16 protein-coding genes are annotated in these 17,668 nt (G+C 72.3%); 13 read left to right on the plus strand and 3 right to left on the minus strand.

All coding sequences use genetic code 11. From position 1 onward, the window contains the following. Nucleotides 1–669 precede the first annotated feature (669 nt). The 4 genes from IEY91_RS02665 to IEY91_RS02680 all read left to right on the plus strand — a co-directional run bounded on the left by IEY91_RS02665 (nt 670) and on the right by IEY91_RS02680 (nt 6,558). Complete coding sequence (locus IEY91_RS02665; protein WP_189172636.1) at nt 670–2,985, plus strand: glycosyl hydrolase family 18 protein; 2,316 nt, start codon at nt 670–672, stop codon at nt 2,983–2,985. Between the two features lie 216 nt (nt 2,986–3,201). Further along, nucleotides 3,202–4,185, plus strand: coding sequence for a deoxyribose-phosphate aldolase (gene deoC / locus IEY91_RS02670; protein WP_373287872.1), 984 nt, complete (start codon nt 3,202–3,204; stop codon nt 4,183–4,185). Nucleotides 4,186–4,190: 5 nt separating this feature from the next. Next, complete coding sequence (locus tag IEY91_RS02675) at nt 4,191–5,636, plus strand: aldehyde dehydrogenase family protein (protein ID WP_164321351.1); 1,446 nt, start codon at nt 4,191–4,193, stop codon at nt 5,634–5,636. Further along, entirely contained in the window at nt 5,629–6,558 is a 930-nt protein-coding gene (locus IEY91_RS02680) for an aldehyde dehydrogenase family protein (RefSeq protein WP_189172637.1), read from the plus strand. The genes IEY91_RS02675 and IEY91_RS02680 overlap by 8 nt, the downstream gene beginning before the upstream one ends. 186 nt (nt 6,559–6,744) lie before the next feature. On the opposite strand, the gene IEY91_RS02685 is transcribed toward IEY91_RS02680, so the two are convergent. Continuing rightward, entirely contained in the window at nt 6,745–7,203 is a 459-nt protein-coding gene (locus tag IEY91_RS02685) for a hypothetical protein (RefSeq protein WP_189172638.1), read from the minus strand. A 351-nt stretch (nt 7,204–7,554) separates the two neighbouring features. On the opposite strand from IEY91_RS02685, the gene IEY91_RS02690 reads away from it, so the two are divergent. From IEY91_RS02690 to IEY91_RS02705, 4 genes are all read left to right on the plus strand, one after another. Next, nucleotides 7,555–8,826 (plus strand): sensor histidine kinase, encoded by a 1,272-nt coding sequence (locus IEY91_RS02690; RefSeq protein WP_189172639.1) that lies wholly within the window; start codon nt 7,555–7,557, stop codon nt 8,824–8,826. After that, nucleotides 8,823–9,518 carry a response regulator gene (locus IEY91_RS02695; RefSeq protein WP_189172640.1) on the plus strand — a complete coding sequence of 232 codons (696 nt, stop codon included), beginning with the start codon at nt 8,823–8,825 and terminating at the stop codon, nt 9,516–9,518. The genes IEY91_RS02690 and IEY91_RS02695 overlap by 4 nt, the downstream gene beginning before the upstream one ends. Nucleotides 9,519–9,670: 152 nt before the next feature. After that, nucleotides 9,671–11,011, plus strand: a complete 1,341-nt coding sequence (locus IEY91_RS02700) for an alpha/beta hydrolase family protein (RefSeq protein ID WP_189172641.1) — start codon at nt 9,671–9,673, stop codon at nt 11,009–11,011. A 292-nt stretch (nt 11,012–11,303) separates the two neighbouring features. Continuing rightward, on the plus strand, nt 11,304–11,939 hold the full coding sequence (locus IEY91_RS02705; RefSeq protein ID WP_189172642.1) for a uridine kinase family protein: 636 nt from the start codon (nt 11,304–11,306) through the stop codon (nt 11,937–11,939). A 269-nt stretch (nt 11,940–12,208) separates the two neighbouring features. Here the strand turns inward: IEY91_RS02705 and IEY91_RS02710 are convergent, their stop codons facing one another. Beyond that, nucleotides 12,209–12,985, minus strand: a complete 777-nt coding sequence (locus tag IEY91_RS02710; RefSeq protein WP_164321360.1) for a SigE family RNA polymerase sigma factor — start codon at nt 12,983–12,985, stop codon at nt 12,209–12,211. Nucleotides 12,986–13,186: 201 nt separating this feature from the next. Here IEY91_RS02710 and afsQ1 point away from each other — a divergent pair, with 201 nt between their 5' ends. From afsQ1 to IEY91_RS02735, 5 genes are all read left to right on the plus strand, one after another. Continuing rightward, entirely contained in the window at nt 13,187–13,864 is a 678-nt protein-coding gene (gene afsQ1 / locus IEY91_RS02715; RefSeq protein WP_037659607.1) for a two-component system response regulator AfsQ1, read from the plus strand. Further along, on the plus strand, nt 13,861–15,471 hold the full coding sequence (locus IEY91_RS02720; RefSeq protein WP_164321362.1) for an ATP-binding protein: 1,611 nt from the start codon (nt 13,861–13,863) through the stop codon (nt 15,469–15,471). Before afsQ1 ends, IEY91_RS02720 begins: the two co-directional genes overlap by 4 nt. After that, complete coding sequence (locus IEY91_RS02725; RefSeq protein ID WP_164321364.1) at nt 15,468–16,073, plus strand: hypothetical protein; 606 nt, start codon at nt 15,468–15,470, stop codon at nt 16,071–16,073. Before IEY91_RS02720 ends, IEY91_RS02725 begins: the two co-directional genes overlap by 4 nt. Nucleotides 16,074–16,174: 101 nt before the next feature. Then, nucleotides 16,175–16,723 carry a VanZ family protein gene (locus IEY91_RS02730; protein WP_189172643.1) on the plus strand — a complete coding sequence of 183 codons (549 nt, stop codon included), beginning with the start codon at nt 16,175–16,177 and terminating at the stop codon, nt 16,721–16,723. 101 nt (nt 16,724–16,824) lie between these two features. Next, nucleotides 16,825–17,025: a PspC domain-containing protein gene (locus IEY91_RS02735; protein WP_164321366.1), complete on the plus strand. Its 201-nt coding sequence runs from the start codon at nt 16,825–16,827 to the stop codon at nt 17,023–17,025. 103 nt (nt 17,026–17,128) lie between these two features. Here the strand turns inward: IEY91_RS02735 and IEY91_RS02740 are convergent, their stop codons facing one another. Continuing rightward, entirely contained in the window at nt 17,129–17,626 is a 498-nt protein-coding gene (locus IEY91_RS02740; protein WP_306309850.1) for an ATP-binding protein, read from the minus strand. Nucleotides 17,627–17,668 lie beyond the last annotated feature (42 nt).

Consider the following 17,668-nt stretch of genomic DNA (forward strand, 5'->3'; position numbering starts at 1 on the left):
GGGGCGGCAGCCTTCGCCGAACCCTCGGACTTGGCAGAGCCCTCGGCCTTGGCCGCGTTGGCGGACTCAGCCAGGTCCTCAGCCTTCGCGGAGCCCGCGGACGCGGCCTTCGCAGGGCGCCCGGCCTTCGCCGCGTCGGCGGACTTCGCCGGGGCAGCGGAGTTCGCCGACCCCTCGGCCCGCGCGGGGGCGGCGGACTTCGCCGAACCCACAGACCCGGCCTTCACCGAGCCCTCGGACTCGCCCGGGTCGGCGGCCTTCGCCGGGGCGGCAGCCTTCGCGGAGTCGCCCGACTTCGCCGCGTCGCCCGACTTCGCCGAGCCCGCGGACGCGGCCTTCGCCGGGCCCTCCGACTCCCCCGCCTCATCGGACTGCACCGAATCCACCCGGGCCCCCGGCCCCGCCGGGTCCACCCCCGCGGTCGGGTCCACCTGGGCCGCCAAATCCGCGGCGTCACCCCGCTTCGCGGGCTCGTCCTGGTCCGCCGGAGTGGGCTGCGGGTCGCTCGTCATGGGGCCGATTCTGCCTGACGCCGGAATGTGACGGGAAAGCGCCGCCGCCACCTCACCGCATTGGTCCAGACCTTGCGTGATCAAGGGTTGTCATGTACGCCGAATTCCCAAGGGAACAAAGGGAAACCGGCTGCACCGCACACCCCCGAGGAGAGCCATGAGACGACCAGCCAGACCCCCAGCCAGACCCCCGCGAAGGGCCGCCGCCCTGCTGACCGCGATACTTCTGCCCCTCTCCCTCCTGACCGCACTCGCCGCCGCCCCGGCGCCTGCCGCCCCGGCGCACGCCGCGGGCACCCTGACCGCGACGTTCACGACGGAGGGCAGCGGCTCGTCCTGGCAGGGCAAGTACGTCGTCCGCAACAGCGGCTCCGCCGCGTCGACCGACTGGACCCTGGAGTTCGACCTGCCCTCGGGCGTCACCGTCAGCGGGCACACCCACGGCGAGGCGACCGTCTCCGGCAGCCACGTCACCGTGAAGAACGCGTACTACAACGGCAGGGTCCCGGCGGGCGGCTCGACCGAGCCGTACAGCTACACGTTCACGGGACGCGGACCGATCGGCACGCCGACGGGCTGCACCATCAACGGCGACAAGTGCGACGGCACGCCCGACAAGCCCCCCACGGCCCCCGGCACCCCCACCGTCACCACGGCCACCTCCCGCACGATCTCCCTGAGCTGGCCCCCGGCCGGCGCGGGCGACTACCCGGTGACGACGTACGAGGTCCTGGACGGCGACCGCGTGGCGGCCACCTCGACGACGAACGGCGCGACCGTCACCGACCTGACCCCGGCGACCCGCTACACCTTCACCGTCCGCGCCAAGGACCGCCGCGGCAACACCGGCCCCCAGAGCCCCCCGGTCACCGCGACGACGGTCGACCCCGCGACCGACCCGACCCCGCCGACCCCGCCGGGCAACCTGCGCGCCACCGGCAAGACGCAGGTCTCGGCGAGCCTGGCCTGGGAGAAGTCGACGGACAACGTGGCCGTGGCCGCGTACGACATCTACCGCGGCAGCACCCTGGCGAAGACGGTCCCGGCCTCGGCGACCACCGCGACGGTCGAGGGCCTGACCCCCGCCACCGCCTACACCTTCACCGTGAAGGCGCGGGACACGGCCGACAACGCGTCGCCCGCCTCCAACGCCGTGAACGTCACCACGGACGACGCGGCGGGCCCCGGCAACCACCTCAAGGTCGGCTACTTCGCGCAGTGGGGCATCTACGGCCGCCAGCACTTCGTGAAGAACCTCGACACCTCCGGCGCCGCCGCGAAGCTCGACGTCATCAACTACGCCTTCGAGAACGTCGACCCGGTCAACCACACCTGCCTGGCCGGCGTGGTCAAGGGCGTCTCGGGCAACCCGCAGGACCCGGACGAGGGCACGGGCGCGGGCGACGCCGAGGCCGACTACGGCCGCGCCTTCTCCGCCGCCCAGTCGGTGGACGGCGTGGCCGACGACGGCTGGGGCAAGCTGCGCGGCAACTTCAACCAGCTGAAGAAGCTCAAGGCCAAGCACCCGCACCTGAAGGTCGTGGTCTCGCTCGGCGGCTGGACGTTCTCGAAGTTCTTCGCGGACGCCGCCGCGACCCCCGCCTCCCGCGAGAAGTTCGTGAAGTCCTGCGTGGACACCTGGATCAAGGGCGACCTGCCCGCCTACAACGGCGCGGGCGGCCCCGGCACCGGCGCGGGCGTCTTCGACGGCATCGACATCGACTGGGAGTGGCCGGGCTCGGAGGGCCACCCGGGCAACCGCTGGGGCCCCACCGACAAGAACAACCTCACCGCGCTCCTCGCCGAGTTCCGCAAGCAGCTCGACGCCACCGGCGGCGCGCACAAGCTGCTCACCGCGTTCACCCCGGCCGACCCGGCGAAGATCGAGGCGGGCTGGGACATCAAAAAGATCTTCGAGTACCTGGACTTCGCCAACGTCCAGGGCTACGACTTCCACGGCGCCGGAAGCGACAACTCCTGGGAGCCCAAGCGCACCGGCCACCAGGCCAACCTGCACCGCGACGCCCAGGACCCCTACCCCTTCGACTTCAGCGTCGAGAAGGCCGTCCAGACCTACCTGGACGCCGGCGTGAACCCGCGCAAGCTCACCATCGGCTTCCCGTTCTACGGCCGAGGCTGGAAGGAGGTCGCCGACGGCGGCGCGAAGGGCGAATGGCAGTCGGCGAACGGCGCGGCTCCCGGCCAGTTCCCCGAGGAAGCAGGCACAAAGGGCTACCACAACCTCCTCACCACGGTCCCCAACCTCACCGTCCACCACGATGAACAGTCCATCTCCACCTACGGCTACACCGGCAACAACGGCCAGTGGTGGAGCTTCGACGACCCCTGGTCCATAGGCAAGAAGACGGAGTGGATCAGATCGAAGGGCCTCCTGGGCGGAATGATCTGGGAAATGTCGGGAGACACCCCCACAGGCACCCTCATGACGGCACTGGACAACGGCCTGAAGTGACGTCCACGAACGGACCGAGCTGACCTTCAAGCGCCGGGCGGGCAGTTTTCAGCCCGTCCGGCGCTTGAGGACGAGCCGCGAAGCGGCGACAGCGGGGGTCCAGGGGGCGGCAGCCCCCGGTTACGGTGAAGGGGCGGGCCTGGGGCGCCCCGCGAGGGCCCACCCACCCGCACCGCCCCCTGTACACGCCGCTACGCGCGTAGATATGCTCCCCTCGTGACTATGCCGACGACGACACCACCCCCAGGGAAAGCCGCACTCACCGGCACCCCCTTCGCCGACGTCACCGCGTCGGCAACCACCCTGCGCCGCTTCCTCCACGGCCTCCCCGGCGTGGACACCGTCGGCCTGGAGGCCCGCGCCGCGGCCCTCGGGACGCGTTCGATCAAGACCACGGCGAAGGCGTACGCCATCGACCTGGCCATCTCCATGATCGACCTGACGACCCTGGAGGGCGCGGACACCGCGGGCAAGGTCCGGGCGCTGGGCGCGAAGGCGGTCCACCCGGACCCGACCGACCGCACCACCCCGAAGACCGCCGCGGTCTGCGTGTATCCGGACATGGTGGCGACGGCCAAGGAGGCCGTGGCCGACTCCGGCGTCAAGGTCGCCTCGGTCGCGACGGCCTTCCCGGCGGGCCGCGCGGCCCTCGCCGTGAAGCTGGCGGACGTACGCGACGCGGTCGCGGCGGGCGCGGACGAGATCGACATGGTCATCGACCGCGGCGCGTTCCTCGCGGGCGACTTCATGAAGGTGTACGAGGAGATCGTCGCCGTGAAGGAGGCCTCCGGGCAGGCCCGCCTTAAGGTCATCTTCGAGACCGGCGAGCTGTCGACGTACGACAACATCCGCCGCGCGAGCTGGATCGGCATGCTCGCGGGCGCGGACTTCATCAAGACGTCGACCGGCAAGGTCGGGGTGAACGCGACCCCCGCGAACACCCTCCTGATGCTGGAGGCCGTCCGCGACTTCCGCGCGCAGACCGGCGTCCAGGTGGGCGTGAAGCCGGCGGGCGGCATCCGCACGTCCAAGGACGCCCTCAAGTTCCTGGTCCTGGTCAACGAGACCGCGGGCGCGGACTGGCTGGACAACCACTGGTTCCGCTTCGGCGCGTCCTCGCTCCTGAACGACCTGCTGATGCAGCGCCAGAAGCTGGCCACCGGACGCTACTCCGGCCCTGACTACGTGACGGTGGACTGAGACCCATGGCAAATCCGAAATCGATCTTCGAGTACGCACCGGCGCCCGAGTCCCGCTCGGTCGTCGACATCGCGCCGTCCTACGGCCTGTTCATCGACGGCGAGTTCACCGAGGCGGCCGACGGCAAGGTCTTCAAGTCCGTCTCCCCGTCGACCGAGGAGGTCCTCTCCGAGGTCGCGCAGGCGGGCGAGGCCGACGTCGACCGCGCCGTGAAGGCGGCCCGCAAGGCCTTCGAGAAGTGGTCCGCGCTGCCGGGTGCCGAGCGCGGCAAGTACCTCTTCCGCATCGCCCGCATCATCCAGGAGCGCAGCCGCGAGCTGGCCGTCCTGGAGACCCTCGACAACGGCAAGCCGATCAAGGAGACCCGCGACGCGGACCTCCCCCTGGTCGCCGCGCACTTCTTCTACTACGCGGGCTGGGCCGACAAGCTCGACCACGCCGGCTACGGCGCGAACCCGCGGCCGCTGGGCGTCGCGGGCCAGGTCATCCCCTGGAACTTCCCGCTCCTGATGCTGGCCTGGAAGATCGCCCCGGCGCTCGCCACGGGCAACACGGTGGTCCTGAAGCCCGCCGAGACGACCCCCCTCTCGGCCCTGTTCTTCGCGGACATCTGCCGCCAGGCGGGCCTGCCCAAGGGCGTCGTCAACATCCTCCCCGGCTACGGCGACGCGGGCGCGGCCCTGACCGCGCACCCCGACGTGAACAAGGTCGCCTTCACCGGCTCCACGGCCGTCGGCAAGCAGATCGCGCGCACGGTCGCGGGCACGGACAAGAAGCTCACCCTGGAACTGGGCGGCAAGGGCGCCAACATCGTCTTCGACGACGCGCCGATCGACCAGGCCGTCGAGGGCATCGTCACGGGCATCTTCTTCAACCAGGGCCAGGTCTGCTGCGCGGGCAGCCGCCTCCTGGTCCAGGAGTCGATCCAGGACGAACTCCTCGACTCCCTCAAGCGCCGCCTCGCGACCCTCCGCCTGGGCGACCCGCTCGACAAGAACACCGACATCGGCGCGATCAACTCCGCCGAGCAGCTCGCCCGCATCACCGCGCTCGCCGAGACCGGCGAGGCGGAGGGCGCCGAGCGCTGGTCGGCCCCCTGCGAGCTGCCGACGTCCGGCTACTGGTTCGCGCCGACGCTCTTCACCAACGTCACGCAGGCGCACACGGTCGCCCGCGACGAGATCTTCGGCCCGGTCCTGTCGGTCCTCTCCTTCCGCACCCCGGAAGAGGCCGTGGCCAAGGCCAACAACACGCAGTACGGCCTGTCGGCGGGCATCTGGACGGAGAAGGGCTCGCGCATCCTCGCGGTCGCGAACAAGCTCCGCGCCGGGGTCGTCTGGGCCAACACGTTCAACAAGTTCGACCCGACCTCGCCCTTCGGCGGCTACAAGGAGTCGGGCTTCGGCCGCGAGGGCGGTCGCCACGGCCTGGAGGCGTACCTCGATGTCTAAGGAATCACTGGGCGGCTCCGCCGCGGGCGCAACGCGTCTGAGCGTCCTCAAGACCTACAAGCTGTACGTGGGCGGAAAGTTCCCGCGTTCCGAGAGCGGCCGGGTGTACGAGGTGACGGACTCGAAGGGCAAGTGGCTCGCGAACGCCCCCCTCTCCTCCCGCAAGGACGCCCGTGACGCGGTCGTGGCCGCGCGCAAGGCGTTCGGCGGCTGGTCGGGCGCGACCGCGTACAACCGCGGCCAGATCCTCTACCGCGTCGCGGAGATGCTGGAGGGCCGCCGCGAGCAGTTCGTCCGCGAGGTCGCCGACGCGGAGGGCCTGTCCAAGTCCAAGGCCGCCGCGGTCGTGGACGCGACCGTCGACCGCTGGGTCTGGTACGCGGGCTGGACGGACAAGATCACCCAGGTCGTGGGCGGCGCGAACCCGGTGGCGGGCCCGTTCTTCAACCTCTCCACCCCCGAGCCGACGGGCGTGGTCACCGTCATCGCCCCCCAGGAGTCGTCCTTCCTGGGCCTGGTGTCGGTGGTCGCCCCCGTGATCGCGGCCGGCAACACGGCCGTCGTCATCGCCTCCGAGAAGGCCCCGCTCCCCGCCCTCTCCCTGGGCGAGGTCCTGGCCACCTCCGACGTCCCCGGCGGCGTCGTCAACGTACTGAGCGGCAACACCAGGGAACTCGCCCTCCCCCTGGCCGCCCACCAGGACGTGAACGGCATCGACCTGGCCGGCGCGGACGCCGACCTGGCGAAGGACCTGGAGATCGCCGCGGCGGACAACCTGAAGCGCGTACTCCGTCCACAGGCTGTGGACACGGACGCCGACTTCACCACGCCCCCCGGCACCCACCGCCTCACCACGTTCCTCGAAACGAAGACGGTGTGGCACCCGACGGGTTCACTGGGCGCGTCGGGCGGTTCGTACTAGATCCTGAGCTCACGTCGGCGTCGCGGACACCGCACGCCGACGTGAGCCATCCAGCCCGTCGAGGGGGTCCCCCCTGCTCCTTAAGAGCTTGGGGGAGTTTGAGGACGAGGCCGTCCAGGCCGATACGGGGTCTGGGGCGGAGCCCCAGTTTCGGGAAGGGGTGGGACTGGGGAATGCCCCGCAGGGCTAACCCGGCAACACCCCCGCCACCGCCCCCACCACCGGCAACTCCGCCACACTCCCACCCTGAGTCAACGGCCCCGTGGCCATCGCGGTGGACACAGGCTTGAAGTCGGCAACCTGCGTACCCACGGCGTTGTCGAGCGGATCCACCCCAGTCCCGGCCAAGGGATTGAGCTTCAGCCCCTTCACGGGCGCAAGGCTCCCCCCGGTGGCCCGCTGCACCCCGTCCAGCAGCGCACTCCCCGCAGGGGACGGATCAACTTCCCGCAGCGGCGCGGCAACGTCGGGCACGGCAGCCGCCCCCAAAGGCACGGCGGGCGCCGCACTGGCAGCCGCACCCCCGACCCCGAGCGCCGCCCCCGCCACGGAGACGGAGAGCCCCGCACGCAGCAGCGCACGCGAAGCGGAGGAAACCGTCGACGCCGCGTGCCGCGCCGAGTGCCGTTCAGGGTGTCGAGCCATGGGGACCGCCTCCACAGAACATACGTAAGTAATCGAGCGTGCACGAAGAGTAGTTGAAGCGGCCCACCCGTATCAAAGACCGCACCGCACCCCAAGCCGCCCCCAAGCCACCCCTGGGCCCTCACCACCCGCGCCCCGTAAGGGCAGACCCCGGGCATCCCCCTGAAGAGCTACGCCCGGAAACCGCCCCCCAGCGGGACGCGCACCACCTCGGCGGTCGCATACCGTCACCAAGAGTGACCATCGCCCCGCCAACAAACCGACCGGCACCGGCACCGGACTCACCCTCGCCCGGCCACGGGCCCAGCCCGAAGGACACCCGCCAAGGGGCCCAGCCCGAAGGAAACCGCCGTGCCCGACCACCCCCTGAAAGCCCTCACCGCAGACCTCCTGCCACACCACCCCCAAGCCGCAGCGCGGACCCTCCCACCCCTGACCTGGCCCCGCCCCCTCCGCCACCTCCCCCACGCCCTCGTGATCCTCACGGCCGTGGCCCTCTCCGCGACCGGCGCCGACATGACGGCAAGACTCCTCGCGGTCACGCACGCGGCCACCCTGGCCCTCGCGCTGCGCCACCCCGTCCAGGCCTGCTGGCTCTCCCTGGCCTGCTTCGCGGGCATCACGATCGGCCACCCGCCGACGCAGGACAACGAGCTGTGGGTCTGGGTGGTGCACGCGTGCGTGCTCTTCCTCCTCGCCCTGCGCATCCCCCTCCCCTCCGCGGCCGTGGCGACGGCCGTGAGCGCCGCCCTGGGCCCGGCGTTGAAGGCGGCCGGGGCGGGCGTGGGCTCCTGGTCGACGGTCGCGGCGGGCACCGCCTTCTTCGGCGCCGCCCTCCTCGCGGGCGCGGTCCGCAGGGGCCGCCGCGAGGACCGGGCCCGCCTCGCGGAGCAGATGGCGGCGACGGCGCACGAGCGCGCGCAGCGCACCGTCCTGGAGGAACGAGCCCGTATAGCAAGGGAGTTGCACGACGTGGTGGCCCACCACATGTCCCTCATCTCCATCCAGGCGGACGCCGCGCCCTACCGCGTACCGGACCCGCCGCGCGAACTGGTCACCGAGCTGGCGGCGATCCGCGCGAACGCCCTCGAAGGCCTCGCCGAACTGCGCAGACTGCTCGGCCTGCTCCGCTCCGACGCCCCCGGCGACACCCCGGCCGACACCACCCCGCAGCCCTCCCTCGCCCAGCTCGACGCCCTGCTGTCCCAGTTGCGGGCCGCCGGACTGCCAGTGGCAGCGCGAGTCGAGGGAACCCGGCGCCCACTGCCACCCGGCGTGGAGCTGTCGGCGTACCGCATCACCCAAGAAGCCCTGAGCAACACCCTGCGACACGCCCCCGGCACCGAGGCGACCGTCCAACTCGCCTACGGGCACGCGGCGTTGACCCTGCGCGTCACGAACGGCCGTCCCGCGCGCCCCGCCCCGCCCTCGCCCGGCGCGGGCCACGGCGTCACCGGCATGCGGGAGCGCGCCGCGATGCTCGGCGGCGACTTCGCGGCGGGTCCCACGCCGGACGGCGGGTATGAAGTCACCGCGACACTCCCGACGACCCCGGCCCTCACCCCCACGACACCCACCGCCTCCGCATCCCCATCCCCCACCGACAAGGACACCCCTGCATGACGATCCGCGTGGTGGTCGCCGACGACCAGGCGATGGTCCGCGACGCCTTCTCGGTGCTGCTCGGCGCCCAGCCGGGCATCGAGGTCGTAGGCACGGCGCAGGACGGCGCGGAGGCCGTCGCCCTCGCGCACGAGCTGCGTCCTGACGTGATCGTGATGGACATCCGCATGCCCGGAGTCGACGGCATCGAAGCCACCCGCCGGATCACCCCCGCCCCCGACGCCCACCCGAAGGTCCTGGTCCTGACCACCTTCAACCTCGATGAGTACGTGTACGAGGCGCTGCGCGCGGGCGCCGCGGGATTCCTGCTCAAGGACGCGTCGGGCGTCGAACTCGCCGAAGCGGTACGGGTGGTGGCGGGCGGCGACGCGCTCCTCTCCCCCGACCTCACCCGGCGCCTGATCGCGGAGTTCGCCCGCATCGGCACCGGGTCCGGGGCGGGGGCCGGGTCAGGACGGCAGCGCTCCGACGTACGCGTCGACGCCCTCACCGGCCGGGAGACCGAGGTCCTCGCCCGTATCGCGCAGGGCCTCTCCAACGCGGAGATCGCCGCCGCGCTGACCGTCGCCGAGGAGACGGTCAAGACGCACGTGGGCCGCATCCTGCACAAGCTCCGGCTGCGCGACCGCACCCAGGCGGCGGTCTTCGCGTACGAGAGCGGGCTCGTCGTCCCGGGCGGCACGACGCCCTGACCGGGTGACCGAACGGCGGCCGTGGTGGCTCCGGAGAGCCAGCCGCGAGGTTGGCTCCGCGGCGGGATTCGCCGCCCCGGCCCGGCTCCTACTTTCGAAGGGCCGAGGCCGCCGCAGAACGGCGTGCGGCCACGAATCGGGGAGCCCCGCACATGAACACGAAGACGACGAAGCCGTACCGCCACGGAGCCGTGGCCGTCCTCCTCGCCTGCGCCCTGGCCGCCGGTGTGTCGGACCTGACCACCGCGGCCGACGAGGACCCGGCCGGGCCGTCCACCGCCACGAAGACCACCAAGACCTTCAAGGGCCCGGCGTCCGGTGCCGTGTCCGGCCCCATGTCCGGCCCTTTGAAAGCCACGACCACCGCCACCCACCGCCAGGCCCCGCCCCAGTCCCTGCCCCGCCTGAAGCTCCCGGCCCCGACGGGCCCGCACGCCGTGGGCCGCACCTCCCTGCACCTCGTCGACCACGGCCGCCGCGACCCCTGGGTGCCGGAGGCGGGCGCGCGGGAGCTGATGGTGTCGCTGTACTACCCGGCGCGGAAGGGCACCGGCACCCCGGCCCCGTACATGACCACCGAGGGCGCCCGGCTCTTCCTCGAGAACCGTGGGATCGAGGACGTCCCGGCGAAGGTCCTGGCCGGCACCCGCACCCACACCCGCACCGGCGCGGCGCCCGCCCCCGGCACGTACCCGCTGGTGGTCCTCTCGCCCGGTTTCCAGGTGCCCGGCACCACGCTGACGGGCCTGGCCGAGGACCTGACGAGCCGCGGGTACGTCGTCGCGGTGACGGACCACGCGTACGAAGCCGTGGGCGTCGCGTTCCCCGGCAAGGGCATCCTGCCGTGCACCGCCTGCGACAAGGTCGACGAGAACACCTTCGAGCCCGCGGCACTGGGCCGCGGCCACGACCTCTCGTACGTCCTCGACGCACTGATCGGAGAGCGGGACGGCAAGCGGGGCGGAAAGCCGGGCGGCACGCGGCCCCTGTGGCAGCACGCGGGCATGATCGACAAGGCGCGCGTCGGCATGGCGGGCCACTCGATGGGCGGCGCGGGCACCGCGGCGGCCATGGCGAAGGACACCCGGATCCGCGCCGGGGCGAACCTCGACGGGCCCTTCCCGGGCCTCGGCGCCGGCGCTGACCTCTCCGGCCGCCCGTTCCTGATGATGGGCGCGCCGGACCTCCACGGCCCGGGAGGCGGCGACACGACCTGGGGCCCGGCGTGGGACCGGCTGACCGGCTGGAAGCGCTGGGCGACGCTGACCGGCGCCGACCACTTCGCCTTCACCGACCTGGCCCCCCTGGCCGGGCAGTTGGGCGAGGACGACCCCGAGGGGCTGCCGGGCAGGCGTGCCTCGGAGATCACCCGCGCCTACACGGGCGCCTTCTTCGACCAGCACCTGCGCGGCAGGCCGAGCCCGCTCCTGAACGGCCCGAGCGCGGACCACCCGGAGGTCGTCTTCCAGCGGGACCCGCGTGACGGCCGCTGACCGCCGCTGACCGCCGCTGACCGCCGCCGAGCGAATACCTCGTAGAGGAACGTTTCTGCAAGCCGGTCGGTGGCCGTGAAACATTCCCGGCGCACCGGGTCTGGGCGTGCCGCCGTCGGCGGTTGATAATGGCTCGGACCAATGCTGGCGAACCGCCCTGGACAGGTGGCGCGCCGGGCCCGGGGGTGCCGCCGCAGGGCGGCACCGGCGGGCCCAGGAGGGCCGGAAGGCGGAGAGCGCGGCAGCGAGCTCCGATTCGTCAGCAAGACCACTGGTGAGAAGGTTCACACAATTGGGTTCCCATCCCCCGATACCCACCCGAGTCGTGCTGCTCGCCGGCCCCTCCGGCTCGGGCAAGTCGTCGTTCGCGGCCCGCACGGGACTGCCCGTGCTGTGCCTGGACGACTTCTACAAGGAAGGCACCGACCCGTCGCTGCCTCAGGTCGCCGGCACTTCTGACATCGACTGGGACTCCCCGCTGTCGTGGGACGCGGACGTCGCGCTCGCCGCGATCGGCGAGCTGTGCCGCACCGGCCGCACCCGGGTCCCGGTGTACGACATCTCGACGAGCGCGCGGGTCGGCGAGGAGTCGCTCGACATCGAGCGCACGCCGCTGTTCATCGCGGAGGGCATCTTCGCCGCCGACATCGTGGACCGCTGCCGTGAGCTGGGGGTCCTCGCGGACGCGATCTGTCTGCGCGGGCGCCCCTCCACTACGTTCCGGCGCCGGCTCCTGCGCGATCTGCGCGAGGGCCGCAAGTCCGTGCCGTTCCTGCTGCGCCGGGGCTGGCGCCTGATGCGCGCGGAGCGCTCCATCGTGGCCCGCCAGACCGCGCTCGGCGCGCACCCCTGCGGCAAGGAGGAGGCCCTCGGCCGACTCGCGGCCGCGGCGGCGGGCCGCTGCGTGAAGGCACGCGCGGCGGCCTGAAGCCAACGTAAGAACGTAGAACAGTCCGAGGCCGACGCGGAACGGCCTCGGGTCAACGCGGAACGGCCTGAGGCGAACGCCAAACAGCGGGCCCGGAAAGACCCCCCGGCCTTCCGGTCCCGCTGTCCGTTTCCCCCGTTGGTCCCCGTATCCCCCGTGGACCCCCGTTTCCCCCCTGGGTTCCCACCACCCCCCAGTTCCCCCGGGTGGGTCCCCCTTCACTGCTTCCGCCGCTTCCCCCGAAGCGGCGGTCCCGCGTCCCCCCGTCCTCAGGCGACAAGTTCGCCGAAGGACTCCTCCTGGTCACGGCCGAAGCTGAGGACCTCGTCCTCGCGCAGCCGGCGGAGCGACCGCCAGATGCTGGACTTCACCGTGCCCACGCTGATGTCGAGGATGTCCGCGATCTCCGGGTCCGTGCGGCCCTCGTAGTAACGAAGGACCAGCATGGTGCGCTGGAGCTCGGGCAGCCGGGCGAGGGCCTGCCACAGCACGGCGCGCAGCTCGGTGCCGCGCATCGCGTCCGTGTCGCCCACCGTCTCCGGCAGTTCCTCGGTCGGGTATTCGTTGAGCTTGCGGCGGCGCCAGGCACTGATGTGCAGGTTCGTCATGGTGCGCCGCAGATAGCCGCCGACGGCGGCCTTGTCGCTGATCCGGTCCCAGGCGCGGTACGTCGAGAACAGCGCGCTCTGCAGCAGGTCCTCGGCCTCGAACCGGTCACCGGTCAGGTGGTAGGCGGTGGCGTACAGGGAGGCGCGGCGCTCCTGGACGTAGGCGGTGAACGCCGCTTCGGCGTCCTCGCTCCCCGTCTGGGACTGCGTCCGCTCCCCCGAGACCTCCCTGTACGCGGCTCCCCCGCGAGCTCCCCCGTCACCGCCGCCCTTGAGTGCGTCAACCACCGTCATGTACGTGGTGTGCTGACGCCCGGTGCCGCGAGCGCACCCCCGCCCGCTCACGGCACCGGACTTCTCGTGCTTCTCAGAACTCCGGCCGAGGTCGTGCAGACGCGTGACTACTGCGCTTGAGCTGGTGCTGTGCAGCGTGTTCATCTCGCGCCCCCCGTCGTGGAGTCTGGGTTTTCCGTGTGACCAGAACTCTGCCGCCCCCACTTCATGGCGGTGTCCGCCGACTGTCACAGGCCTGCAACAGGCCTCGTGGCACCGAAAGGGCCTCCCTTACTCGTGTGGGTGAGGTGTGAGACCCCCGCCAACAGTCGAACTGGGCCCGCACCATGGGACAGAATGACGTTTGTGCCTTCCCTGTTGCTGATCGAGGACGACGACGCCATCCGGACGGCCCTGGAGCTTTCGCTGACGCGCCAGGGCCACCGGGTGGCCACCGCTGCCACCGGCGAGGACGGTCTGAAACTGCTGAGCGAACAGCGGCCGGACCTGATCGTGCTGGATGTGATGCTGCCGGGCATCGACGGCTTCGAGGTGTGCCGTCGCATCCGGCGCACCGACCAGTTGCCGATCATCCTGCTGACCGCGCGCAACGACGACATCGACGTGGTCGTGGGCCTGGAGTCGGGTGCCGACGACTATGTCGTCAAGCCCGTGCAGGGGCGGGTGCTCGACGCCCGCATCCGCGCGGTCCTCCGGCGCGGCGAGCGCGAGGCCAACGACGCGGCGACGTTCGGCTCCCTGGTGATCGACCGCGCGGCGATGACGGTGACGAAGAACGGCGAGGACCTGCAGCTGACGCCGACCGAGCTGCGGCTGCTCCTGGAGCTGAGCCGCAGGCCCGGTCAGGCCCTTTCGCGCCAGCAGCTGCTTCGCCTGGTGTGGGAGCACGACTATCTCGGTGACTCACGGCTCGTCGACGCGTGTGTGCAGCGGCTGCGCGCCAAGGTCGAGGACGTGCCGTCGTCGCCGACGCTGATCCGTACGGTGCGCGGCGTGGGATACCGGCTGGACACGCCTCAGTGACCAAACCGCACGACAAGCTCCGCGGCCTGCCCGCGGCACGCAAGGCGGTCCTGTCCGGCCTGCGCTTCACCAGCCTGCGGCTGCGCCTGGTCGTGGTCTTCGCCCTGGTGGCGCTGACCGCCGCGGTCTCCGCGTCCGGCATCGCGTACTGGCTGAACCGCGAGGCCGTCCTCACGCGCGCGCAGGACGCGGCCCTCAAGGACTTCCGGCAGCAGTTGCAGACCCGCGCGGGCGCGCTGCCGCCGAACCCCTCGCAGGACGAACTGCAGGTCGCCGCCGGGCAGATGGCGAACAGCAGCCAGCGCTACAGCGTGCTCCTGATCAGCGAGAACGCCAGCGGCGACCAGGTGTTCGGCTACTCCGACCTGGACGCCTTCACGCTCGCCAAGGTGCCGAAGACGCTGCGTGAGGCGGTCAAGAAGGAGCAGCCGGTCTCGTCCGGCAACAAGAGCCCGTACCACCTGTACTGGCAGCGGACGACGGACCACGGCACGCCCTATCTGGTGGGCGGGGCGCAGGTGATCGGCGGCGGGCCGACGGGTTACATGCTCAAGTCCCTGGAGCCGGAGGCCAAGGACCTCAGCTCGCTGGGCTGGTCGCTTGCGATCGCCACGGCGCTCGCGCTCGTCGGCTCGGCGCTGCTCGCGCAGGCCGCCGCGACGACCGTACTGAAGCCCGTGCACCGCCTGGGGGTCGCCGCGCGCAGGCTCGGCGAGGGGAAGCTGGACACCCGGCTGCGGGTTTCCGGCACCGACGAACTGGCGGATCTCTCGCGTACGTTCAACCGCACCGCGGAGAACCTGGAGAAGAAGGTCGCGGACATGAGCGCCCGCGACGAGGCGAGCCGCCGCTTCGTGGCCGACATGTCGCACGAGCTGCGTACGCCGCTGACCGCGATCACCGCCGTGACGGAGGTCCTGGAAGAGGAGCTGGACGCCGAGACGGGTTCGGTCGACCCGATGATCGAGCCCGCGGTCCGGCTCGTCGTCAGCGAGACGCGGCGCCTGAACGACCTGGTCGAGAACCTGATGGAGGTCACCCGCTTCGACGCGGGCACCGCCCGGCTCGTCCTCGACGACGTCGACATCGCCGACCAGATCACCGCGTGCATCGACGCCCGCGCCTGGCTGGACGCCGTCGACCTGGACGCCGAGCGCGGCACCACGGTCAGCCTGGACCCGCGCCGCCTCGACGTGATCCTCGCCAACCTCATCGGCAACGCCCTCAAGCACGGCGGCTCCCCGGTGCGGGTCTCGGTGCGCCTGGACGGCGACAGCCTGGTCATCTCCGTACGGGACGGCGGTCCTGGCATCCCCGAGGACGTCCTGCCGCACGTCTTCGACCGGTTCTACAAGGCCAGCGCGTCCCGGCCGCGGTCGGAGGGCAGCGGGCTCGGGCTCTCCATCGCGCTGGAGAACGCGCACATCCACGGCGGCGAGATCACCGCGGCCAACTCGCCCGCCGGGGGCGCGGTGTTCACGCTGCGGCTGCCGCGCGACCCGTCACCGCTGACGGCGGAGCCCCACGCGGACCGTGTGGGCGAGCCGGACGGAGCCGACGAGGACGACGCCGGGGAACGCCCCGGGGAAGGCAAGGAACAGTCATGACCGGGCGACGGCTGAAGGCCGCGCTGGCCACCGCCGCGCTCGCCGCCACTCTGGCCGGCTGCGGCATCCGCTCCACCGAGGTGCCCACCGACTTCGGTGCCGCGCCCTCGCGGGTGCCGTGCGTGGCGTCGGACGCGGGCATCTCGCCGCAGGACGCGGCCGCGGGCGTACCCGTACAGATCTTCCTGGTGTGCTCGTCGCAGCTCGTGACCGTGGACCGGACGGTGCGGATCCCCACCGAGAAGGCGTCCACGGACCGGGTCCGCATCGCGCAGGCGCTCCTCGACGAGCTGTCCGCGCCGCCGTCCCAGGCCGCGAAGGCGGCGGGGTACGCGACGGACGTGCGCCGCGGCATGACGGTCACCGGACCCCAGCGGGACGACCCGGACGAGACGCTGCGGCTGAACCGCTCCCCGCGGGACCTCTCGGCGCACGCCCTCGCCCAGATCGTGTGCACCTACGCGGACAGCGCGGCCTCCGACGGCGACGGCTCGGTGATCCTGGGCGGCCCGGCGGGCTCCCCGCGCCGCTACGAGTGCAACCCGGAGGTGCGCGCCAGGCCGGGCACGGTGGCGCCGCCGTCACGGGCCGTCGAGGGCTAGGACTCGATACAGGCCCTGGTCCGGCAAGGCGGCGCGCCGTCCCGTCAAAGCGGACGCGCCGACACGGAACCGTTCCCGCCGCACCCCGCGTCTTGGGTGGCGTGCGTCAAGGCTCGGGCGGGCGCGGTGCCGCCATTCGCTTTCGCGCGGCGGGAGTGGTCGTCCTCGCCGCGCATCTCCTGGTCGTCGCGTGGATCACGCTGCGGCCGCTGGACGTGCCCTGGGTGAGCGCGGCGAACCTGGAGCCGCTGGCCGGCATCAGAGCCGACCTGGAGCGCGGTCCCGAGCAGGCGGCCCGGCAGATCGGCGGGGCGCTGCTCCTGCTGGCGCCGCTCGGGGTGCTGCTTCCGCTGGCCGGGGGGCGCCTGGACGTGTCGCCGCTGGCCTCGCTCGCGCGCACGGTCGCCGCGGGCGCGCTGCTCTCGCTCGGCATCGAACTGCTGCAGACCGGGGTGCCGGGGCAGGTCGTGGACGTCGATTCGCTGCTCCTGAACACCCTGGGGGTGGCACTCGCGCATGTCGCCGTGGTGCCCGCGGCGCGGGCCCGGCTGCGCCGCCGCTCCTCCCCGCGCCCCCGTGCGACCCGCCTCAGGGAGGAGGCCCCTCAGGGGTCGACCCCGAAGATTCCCAGGGTCGGCGTCGCCCCCTAGCGTGACGCTTTGCCCCTTTCGCGGACCTACCTTGGATGTACGAGGCGACGACAAGCCGCCGCCTCCGCCCTCATCCGGCGACGGTCCACGAAGGAGCCCCCATGTCCGCCCTTGCCCGCCCCACCGACGGCCGCATGATCGGCGGCGTGTGCGCTGCGATCGCCCGCCGCTACAACTGGTCCCCGACGACCGTGCGCGTCGCGTTCGTCCTGTCCTGCCTGCTGCCCGGCCCCCAGTTCCTGCTCTACATCGCGCTGTGGATCGTGCTCCCCGGCGAGAACAGGACGAAGACGGCCTGGTGACGGCGGCAGCCGCCCGGTTCGACGACGGGCCCGGCCACCTTCTCCGGTACGACGACGGGGCGCACCCTTGGGGGTGCGCCCCGTCGTGCGTGTGCGGCGGGGGTCAGCCGCCGAGCGGCAGGCCCTGGACCGGGAGGCCGGCGCCGGCCAGGGGCAGCGCCTGCGTCACGGCACCGGCCGGGAGCGCGTTCGTGGGGAGGGAGTTGGTCGGCAGGCCGTTCGCGACCGGCAGGGTCTGCGCGACCGGGAGGCCGCCGAGCAGGCCCGTGGCCGGGTCGGGGGCGGGCTTGGTGCTCATCGCGCGGTCGGCCTTGCCGCTGTCCTCGCCCTCGTCGTCACCGGCGGACGTCAGCTTTTCGACCGTGGGCTGGGCGGCGGTCAGGCCGCTCTGGAGCGCGCTCTGGCCGGCGGCCAGGGACTCGGGCGCGCCTTCGGGCAGGGTCTGGGAGAGCTCACCGACGGGCAGTGCCGAGGTGACCGAACCCAGGGTGCCCGCGGCGTCCGGAACGGCCGGGGCCGCGGACGCCGCGCCGGCGGCGGTGGCGGCGAAGGCGGCACCGAGGGCGGCGACACCGAGGGTCTTGGCAGCAGACTGCTTCATCTTGAATGCGTCCTTGATGACGGGGGCGTTGAGCGGTCCTTG

This window comes from Streptomyces lasiicapitis (assembly GCF_014646335.1).
Classification (GTDB): domain Bacteria; phylum Actinomycetota; class Actinomycetes; order Streptomycetales; family Streptomycetaceae; genus Streptomyces; species Streptomyces lasiicapitis.